Origin of the sequence: Weissella uvarum, assembly GCF_016908785.1 — a bacterium.
Taxonomy (GTDB): domain Bacteria; phylum Bacillota; class Bacilli; order Lactobacillales; family Lactobacillaceae; genus Weissella; species Weissella uvarum.
This window is the reverse complement of sequence record NZ_JAFBEO010000006.1, coordinates 91,705-99,651: the sequence shown is the minus strand read 5'-3', so window position 1 is coordinate 99,651 and position 7,947 is coordinate 91,705. Positions and strand designations below refer to the sequence as shown.

The window sequence follows — 7,947 nt, the reverse complement described above, 5'->3', positions numbered from 1 at the left end:
CCTGGTTCAGAAGCATTGCCAGAGTCTAATACAACGCCAGAATCAAACCCTGGTTCAGAAGCATTGCCAGAGTCTAATACAACGCCAGAGTCAAATCCTGGTTCAGAAGCATTGCCAGAGTCTAATACAACGCCAGAATCAAACCCTGGTTCAGAAGCATTGCCAGAGTCTAATACAACGCCAGAGTCAAATCCTGGTTCAGAAGCATTGCCAGAGTCTAATACAACGCCAGAATCAAACCCTGGTTCAGAAGCATTGCCAGAGTCTAATACAACGCCAGAGTCAAATCCTGGTTCAGAAGCATTGCCAGAGTCTAATACAACGCCAGAATCAAACCCTGGTTCAGAAGCATTGCCAGAGTCTAATACAACGCCAGAGTCAAACCCTGGTTCAGAAGCATTGCCAGAGTCTAATACAACGCCAGAGTCAAATCCTGGTTCAGAAGCATTGCCAGAATCAAATACGACACCAGAGTCAAACCCTGGTTCAGAAGCATTGCCAGAGTCTAATACAACGCCAGAGTCAAATGCAGGTTCAACTGCATTGCCAGAATCAAATACAACACCAGAGTCAAACCCTGGTTCAGAAGCATTGCCAGAGTCTAACACAACGCCAGAATCAAACCCTGGTTCTGAGAACCAAGGTAATGTACAATTAACAGAAGAAGAGGCCTTGTCTGCAATTGAGACATCATTTAATACGCAATTGAATGAATACCGTAAGTCATTGAATGCACCTGCTTTATCAGTGGATAAGGATATGTCTATTGTTGCCCAAGATCGTGCAAATCGTGCTGCAAACGGCCAGATTTTGGTTGAGAGTGGTGCCCATAAGGACTATGTTTCAGATATCGATGAGCAACTAAAGAAGTCAGGATTGGAATCTGTGAAGCCACAAGAAAATATGCTTGTAATTCCTATCAAGATTGATGATGTACGTAGTGGTCGTGTATCTATCGAATCAGCTGCAAAAAAAATCTTAGAGCAATTCAAGCGTTCTGCTGGTCACGATAAAATCCAAACTGACCGTAAGATGATTAATGTTGGTACAGGTGTTGCCGTAATGAAGTCTCAAGGATTTAACGGTAGCCTTGTGGTTTATGTAGACTTTAACGGTGGTGTCCAAGAGTACTTAGATTTTTAAAGGAAGTAACTTATATGTCTAATGTTTCGTTTGTATACGTAATAAAGAAATCAGATTTAGCTAAGCAACGGTTTAGTAATGTTAAGCCGATGACTAAAGAAGCAGCGCTTAAAAGCATTGATGAAATGTACCGTATGGCTTTACAAAGAAAACAAAATTAATGGCCACATGGTCACGAGAGGGCATTTGTAAATCGCAAATGCTCTTTTATTTTTGAGATGTTTCTGTAGTTAATATTATAGTATTAAACACAGAAAGGTGTTATAATTAAGGTGAAGAGTAAAAATTTAGATTTGGAGCTATGCACGTGATATATCATAAATTGGATGAGGTTGTTGGTGTTTATGCGACTTCTACGGCTCAAGGCACAACACCAAAGTTTAAAGGCCAGATAATTAAGATTATTCCTGAGTCAGAGTGGCTTAATAAGTACGTCCCTGAATATTTAATCCAGGATTTGAACTCTGATGAAGTTTATCGCATTGGCCAGAATGATATTGATAGATCTGGCTATCTATTAAATGAAATAACAGTTCCTGAGCAAGCTAAAACGCGTAAGAGACAATCAGTTAATGAAGATACAACTTCTGCTAAAAGCACCCGGGATGGACATAGTAAGCCTTCTGTGGACGTTGTAGAGAAACATACCAGCGATGATAGTTCTTTGACTGATAAGAAACAGCCTATTTGGGAAGACCTATCCTTGTTTTAATTTAAAATGGTGAATAATATGACACAAAAACCTGAGTTTAAAGTTGATTTAGCAAAGGCACAGACTGCCACTACTACTGATACTGTAGAAAAGAAATTGGAAGAAGTACACTTTCCAGACTTCATTAATGAGTATTTTGAGACAAATCTAGCCCCTTCTACAAAAAAGACACGAATATATGCGATTAAGGATTTTCTGGATTGGTTGCTTAATAATTCTATTATTAACAAAAGCCGTATCCAGGATATTACATTAGAAGATTTTGGCCAGATTAGTACCCAGGATATTGAAGAATACTGGGGCTTTCTATTGGATGAGCCTAAAGAAAGCAAGCACAATGACCAAATTCTGGCCGCTATGAAAGCAACTAAGGATAAAAGCCGCCTGGTTACTTTGGAATCACAGTTAGAGAAGCGTTCACAGGGATATGTTACTACCCAATTGAATGCTAATCGTGCATTATTCACCTATCTCAAAAAAGTTGCATTGAAGAAAGGCGGAGATTCTAGATACAGTGCGTTTAAAATATCGCCCTGGGAAGGTGCTGAAGCACCTGTCTATCAACAAAGAGAAAATGTGGCCACTAAGCGTGCACGAATTATGGATCAGATGTACACCAAGAGAGAGTCTTTGGATTTATTTAATTTTATGCGGAACGGCTATTTAGATACCATAGACACAAAGACCAGGAACGGTAATGATAATCTTGCCTATCAAAAGCATATGCTTAATCTGGAAAGGAATATTGCTTTGTTTGCCCTACTGGAATTTTCAGGTATGAGAATTTCTGAGGCGCTTTCTATTAGTGTAGATCAAGTTGATTTGGATGATTTGGTGATTAAGAATGTACAGCGTAAGGAAAACGTGCGAACAGATGTGAATATTCAGGCCTCAGCTGTTGGTTACTTAAAGGACTACCTGGATGTAAGACGTGAGAAGTATCTTGATGCTAAGTATGAGGGTTATGATGATCCGTTTGTTTATAATGCTTTGTTCTTGAGTATTTACCAGGGACGTGTTCGTCCGCTTACAGCCAATGGAGCTAGAACTATTATTCATAAGTATAGCTCTGCGTTTGGTAAAGCAACTAGTCCTCACAAGTTCAGGCACTCATTCACAACGGGATTGCTTGATGTTGGAGCGTCAGTCACTGAAATACAACAAGCTTTGGGTCAGACAACTAGTTCTGCTACGGAAGTCTATATGCATTCAAGTGATGAAGAGCAAAGACGTTTGTTAGATGCTGCGGATAAATTAGAATAGAGAACATGGCCACTTTGGTGGCCATTTTTTTTATCAAAGATGAAGCGCAAACATTAGTGTTCATTTTATTTATTATACCGTAAACGCCAACCTACTCTTAGCAGTTATGGTGAATATGTGTTTTGGGCATTTAATCAAACAGATACCATTATTCACAGTTAGGTTTAACCTAACTTTAGAAAATGCAGACGTATATAACTGTGTAGTTTCTTACTAAAATGCCTATTTATAGCCTTTTTTGGGAAAAGTATCTGTAATTAATATACATATATTAATTACAGATACTTTAAAAAGCCTAAACCAATGAACCGCTGGTTTTTAAAATTTGATATTTACGGTATACTGGATAAAATGAACGTTTTCTGGAGGTGTTATCATTAAACTTAAAGACAAAGTCACAGACGATGAAAAATTTGCTATTCTACAAGATAGTTCTACCAGATCACCTGAAGTGCCTATTATTCATGATGCGGTGTTAGAATTTCAAACATTTCTCAAAGACCAACGTAAATCTGATGTCAGCCTAGAAGACCTATCCAGGTTGACTAATCTTTCAATGGACTCTATAAGTCAGTACACATCTGACAAAATCACTAGAACAACTTGGGCTATGGCTGCAAAACAGTCCAGGTTTGTCGCTAGTATTTCGGATGGATTAAAACAACAGCGAATAAACCAAGCAGTTGCAAATGTGCAAACTGAAATTGAATTCTTCCTAACATCACCTCTGACTAATTATTCCCTTGCGCTTGAATTTGGCTTTTCTGAATTAAGAATTAGCACCCTTGCTATAACAAATGTAAAGCGACGTCATAATACTGATCCATCCGATAACAGTATTTGGAGCCTAAATTATAAGAAAGTATTACTACTTTTTAACCTATTACAACATGATCGGCGTTTCGTTCAGTATAATCAAATGTTCCAAGACGCTAATAAACTAATTGAAGCACGGCCGAATGGAAAATTTGAATTTGTTAGAGCATTTTTCAATAGTTTTCCGGCCGGTTTTTCTCTAAGAGAAATCGCTAGAAATACAGGAATATCGCTAGGTACTCTTTCTAAATTTAAAAATAGAAGCGAATTTGATTGGGATAATTACAACATATCTCAAGTGAATATGGTAAGAATGTATCAACAGATAAAAAAAGATGCTAAATAATAAAAGCCCCCATAACTATTAGACATTTTGTCTATAGTTATGGGGGTTTATTTCAGACTTCACTTAAAGATCCTTTAGCATGCACTGTCCAATTTGAGAAACTGATAATAGCATATCTCTCAAATCCTAAGAATGAATCTATATCTTCCTGAGATAGTTTATATTCTCTTACTGAGAACAAATGATTTGATAGCAGTATAAAGTTTTTAGGTTCATATTCATCGCCCAATACTAATTTACCTTCAACCATGTCTAATCGCATATCCTTGATGTGACTTTTTAAGACCTCTAGTGTTTTCATCGCTAGTTTATGATTGCATAGATTTGTATAACCAGCTTGAAAAAGCAGCGTATAGTCACCTATCTGGCCGATAAAAAAAATCAAGACATCATCATTATCTAACATATTTTAAATAACTACTTTTTTGAATTATACAGAATTACGACTTGAATTCGATACTCTTGATTGAACCGATCTTCTGTATTATCGCCAACATAATAAACTAATTCGCCAACACCGTAGTATTTACCTGGCACACCACCTGCTGAGTCGGGTGATCGAAATTTATCTGGTGCAATCAACTTAATATTCTTAGCACCTGAGATTTTAAAATCTGTTGGTAATTGTAGTTCCTTTCCGAAATTTTTACTATCAGGGGTACCGTTGTATTCAAATTGAACAACTTGTTTTCCACTGCTTAAGCTTTCAGGCTTAAGTTCATTAACTGTAATAGATTTAATTATACCAGCTGAATCTGATTCAGTATATAATCCTTCCGGTACTTGTGTGGTTCCACCCTGGTTGGCACCGTTATCTGGGGTTGGTGGTGGTGTTGTCGTTCCACCGCCCTGGTTACCACCATTATCCGGGTTTGTTGGCGGTGTTGTCGTTCCACCACCTTGGTTACCACCATTGTCCGGGGTTGTTGGCGGTGTTGTCGTTCCACCACCTTGGTTACCACCATTGTCCGGGGTTGTTGGCGGTGTTGTCGTTCCACCGCCCTGGTTACCACCATTATCCGGGGTTGTTGGTGGTGTTGTCGTTCCTCCACCTTGGTTTCCACCATTGTCCGGGGTTGTTGGTGGTGTTGTCGTTCCTCCACCTTGGTTTCCACCATTGTCCGGGGTTGTTGGTGGTGTTGTCGTTCCACCACCTTGGTTTCCACCATTGTCCGGGGTTGTTGGTGGTGTTGTCGTTCCTCCACCTTGGTTTCCACCATTGTCCGGGGTTGTTGGTGGTGTTGTCGTTCCACCACCTTGGTTTCCACCATTGTCCGGGGTTGTTGGCGGTGTTGTCGTTCCACCACCTTGGTTACCACCATTGTCCGGGGTTGTTGGCGGTGTTGTCGTTCCTCCACCTTGGTTACCACCATTGTCCGGGGTTGTTGGCGGTGTCGTTGTACCTCCGCCCTGGTTTCCACCATTATCCGGGATTGTTGGCGGTGTCGTTGTACCTCCGCCCTGGTTTCCACCCTTATCTGGGGTTGTTGGTGGTGTTGTCGTTCCTCCACCTTGGTTACCACCATTATCCGGGATTGTTGGCGGTGTCGTTGTACCTCCGCCCTGGTTTCCTCCGTTTGGAACTGATGGAACTGTATTATCGCCTTTATTTTGATTTACATTATTATCAGGTTTTACCAATGGCGTAACAGTTTTATTCTCGTTGGATCCACCTGTCTTAACTTTTGGCCTTGAGTTTTCTTTGTTTACAATTGGCTTGATTGTTACATTATTACCTCTCGTCTTACCTGAATCCATATTAACACTTGGCATACCGGTACTTTGTCCTGATAAACGTGTCTCAGAGCCATTAGTATTACCTTTTGAAGTTTCTTCATCTTTCAGTTTAGCAAGAACATTATCAGCATCTTTACTGGTATCCATATCCTTGTCGTTTGAACCTAATAAATCAGACAAGGTTGATTCTGAACTATTATCGCCTGTCAAACGTGATAACGTCTTATCCTTATCCTTAGTATTTCCATTTATTAAACGTTCCAAATCATTTTTCTTCTTTGGTTTACCGTTCAAATCATATTCATCTGTGACCTTAGAAGATGCCTTACTTGCATCACTATTTTTATTAGATTGCTCTTTTTCTGTAGCGTTTGCCTGATAAAGGCCGACACCCGTTAATAAAGTAGCTCCACCACCCAAAGCAGCAAATTTTTGTTTAGGTGTTGCGTTATCAAAATACTTCTTAACGTTTAAAGAATTACTACCTAGAACTCGTTTCTTTTTAACCATTTTTTCTTACCTCATTTAATATCTTGTCTTGCTGTTTAATTGCTCGATCTAATTTATTCCGGTCTTTCTTTGATAAGTCTTTTTCTTTTAAAGCCTTCTTATATTCGCTATTTTTATCGCTAATTTTTTTAAGCTCTATAGCTTTATCTTTTAGATCATTATCTTTAGCCATCTCCGCATACTTTTCAGAATTATCAAAGTCGCCATCAACTAAGCACGAATAAGATGCCATTTGCGCATGTAATCCATTCATACGTGGAAAATTTTGATTTTTCAATACCTGGTATGCATCAGAATAATTTTTATCAAGAAAATCTCGGTCAAACTCAATCGTATCGGCCGTGTCGAACTCCTTTTTACCCAAAATCGATTTTATCTTCTCGGGTGATAAATCAGCATCGCTTAAAACCTGTGTTTCGGTCTTATTCACATTTTTAGGATACTTATCCGCTGCTTTTTCGTATTCTTTCTTCTCCATCAAAGAGTCATACGATGGTTTAACATTTTCACTAACTGCTTGTGTAACGGTTGGCCAAGATGTAAACAAAGCGAACATTAATATGACGGGCACCAGAATCAGCGCCCCTTTTAATAATTTTTTTACATCAAAGCGCATAAGAGAATGATGGCCAGAATTTTGTTTTTCATAAACGTTAGATACTGGTATCAATTCTCTAGTTTTTTCTTTCTTGAGCTTAGATTCTTTGACGACTGCAACTTTTTTCTTTTTAGGTACAGGTGTAAATGGTTTTGGTTCCTGTTCTTTTGCGCTCGATACAGTTGCTCGTTTTACATCAACCCGTTTTGGTGTTTTAGTTTGATCTCTATCTTGAGTTTGTTTGTTACCAGTACTGGTTTTTACTACCTTAGTTTTTTTGTTAACAATAGGTTTTTCCAAAGGTATTTCTGGTGCTGGATCATTTGGTATTTCTGGTGGGATTGAATTATTCAATTGTTGTCTGGGCGGATATTTTTGCCTCAATGCATTCACATTTTTATTATTAGCTGGTTCGCTCAATTGAATCAGCATATCCTTAATTGGCAATCCTTCTCCCATTTGCTGTACAAAAATATCTTTGACACCCAAATACACTAAGTTAGTCAATATTTCTGAATTCAAAGTTGTGCCATAAATAATGATTGCAAATCTAACATCGTCTACACTATGCAGCATAATGGATTGAATTGTGCTGATTATGTCATTTGCATTATCCTTAGCGCTATTTAATAAGTGATCAAATTGCATAAGAACAACGCCTGGATTCTGTTGAAGAACAGCCCTTTTAAGATTATTTGCATTATCAATGGTATTACAAACTACTAAATTTCCAGGAACCATATCTATAGCACTTTGAATGTTATCAGCCATGCCTTCATTCATAGCTAATAACAGGGATACTTCATTTCCCAATGCTCTCAC

General features: G+C 38.5%; 8 protein-coding genes. 5 read left to right on the top strand and 3 right to left on the bottom strand.

Translation table 11 applies throughout. From position 1 onward, the window contains the following. From JOC36_RS07525 to JOC36_RS07505, 5 genes are all read left to right on the top strand, one after another. Window positions 1-1,143: CAP domain-containing protein (locus JOC36_RS07525; protein WP_239517566.1), on the top strand; the 1,143-nt coding region annotated here is incomplete at its 5' end. Window positions 1,144-1,157: 14 nt separating this feature from the next. Continuing rightward, window positions 1,158-1,304: a hypothetical protein gene (locus JOC36_RS07520; protein WP_205145883.1), complete on the top strand. Its 147-nt coding sequence runs from the start codon at window positions 1,158-1,160 to the stop codon at window positions 1,302-1,304. Between the two features lie 146 nt (window positions 1,305-1,450). Beyond that, complete coding sequence (locus JOC36_RS07515) at window positions 1,451-1,855, top strand: hypothetical protein (protein ID WP_205145882.1); 405 nt, start codon at window positions 1,451-1,453, stop codon at window positions 1,853-1,855. Between the two features lie 18 nt (window positions 1,856-1,873). Further along, the gene (locus tag JOC36_RS07510) at window positions 1,874-3,118 is read left to right on the top strand and encodes a tyrosine-type recombinase/integrase (RefSeq protein WP_205145881.1); all 1,245 of its coding nucleotides are present in this window, start codon (window positions 1,874-1,876) and stop codon (window positions 3,116-3,118) included. A 472-nt stretch (window positions 3,119-3,590) separates the two neighbouring features. Next, window positions 3,591-4,280, top strand: a complete 690-nt coding sequence (locus JOC36_RS07505; RefSeq protein ID WP_205145880.1) for a hypothetical protein — start codon at window positions 3,591-3,593, stop codon at window positions 4,278-4,280. Window positions 4,281-4,332: 52 nt separating this feature from the next. On the opposite strand, the gene JOC36_RS07500 is transcribed toward JOC36_RS07505, so the two are convergent. From JOC36_RS07500 to JOC36_RS07490, 3 genes are read right to left on the bottom strand one after another with little or no spacing between them, the layout of a single operon-like run. Further along, window positions 4,333-4,686: a hypothetical protein gene (locus tag JOC36_RS07500; RefSeq protein ID WP_205145879.1), complete on the bottom strand. Its 354-nt coding sequence runs from the start codon at window positions 4,684-4,686 to the stop codon at window positions 4,333-4,335. Between the two features lie 11 nt (window positions 4,687-4,697). Beyond that, window positions 4,698-6,527 carry a hypothetical protein gene (locus tag JOC36_RS07495; protein WP_205145878.1) on the bottom strand — a complete coding sequence of 610 codons (1,830 nt, stop codon included), beginning with the start codon at window positions 6,525-6,527 and terminating at the stop codon, window positions 4,698-4,700. Beyond that, window positions 6,520-7,938 carry a hypothetical protein gene (locus tag JOC36_RS07490; protein WP_205145877.1) on the bottom strand — a complete coding sequence of 473 codons (1,419 nt, stop codon included), beginning with the start codon at window positions 7,936-7,938 and terminating at the stop codon, window positions 6,520-6,522. The genes JOC36_RS07495 and JOC36_RS07490 overlap by 8 nt, the downstream gene beginning before the upstream one ends. Window positions 7,939-7,947: the final 9 nt, after the last annotated feature.

What these genes read in the sequence shown, in the direction of transcription:
- JOC36_RS07520 (WP_205145883.1), top strand. Translation starts at nt 1,158, where the DNA reads ATGTCTAATGTTTCGTTTGTATACGTAATAAAGAAATCAGATTTAGCT.
- JOC36_RS07510 (WP_205145881.1), top strand. Translation starts at nt 1,874, where the DNA reads ATGACACAAAAACCTGAGTTTAAAGTTGATTTAGCAAAGGCACAGACT.
- JOC36_RS07500 (WP_205145879.1), bottom strand. Translation starts at nt 4,686, where the DNA reads ATGTTAGATAATGATGATGTCTTGATTTTTTTTATCGGCCAGATAGGT.
- JOC36_RS07495 (WP_205145878.1), bottom strand. Translation starts at nt 6,527, where the DNA reads ATGGTTAAAAAGAAACGAGTTCTAGGTAGTAATTCTTTAAACGTTAAG.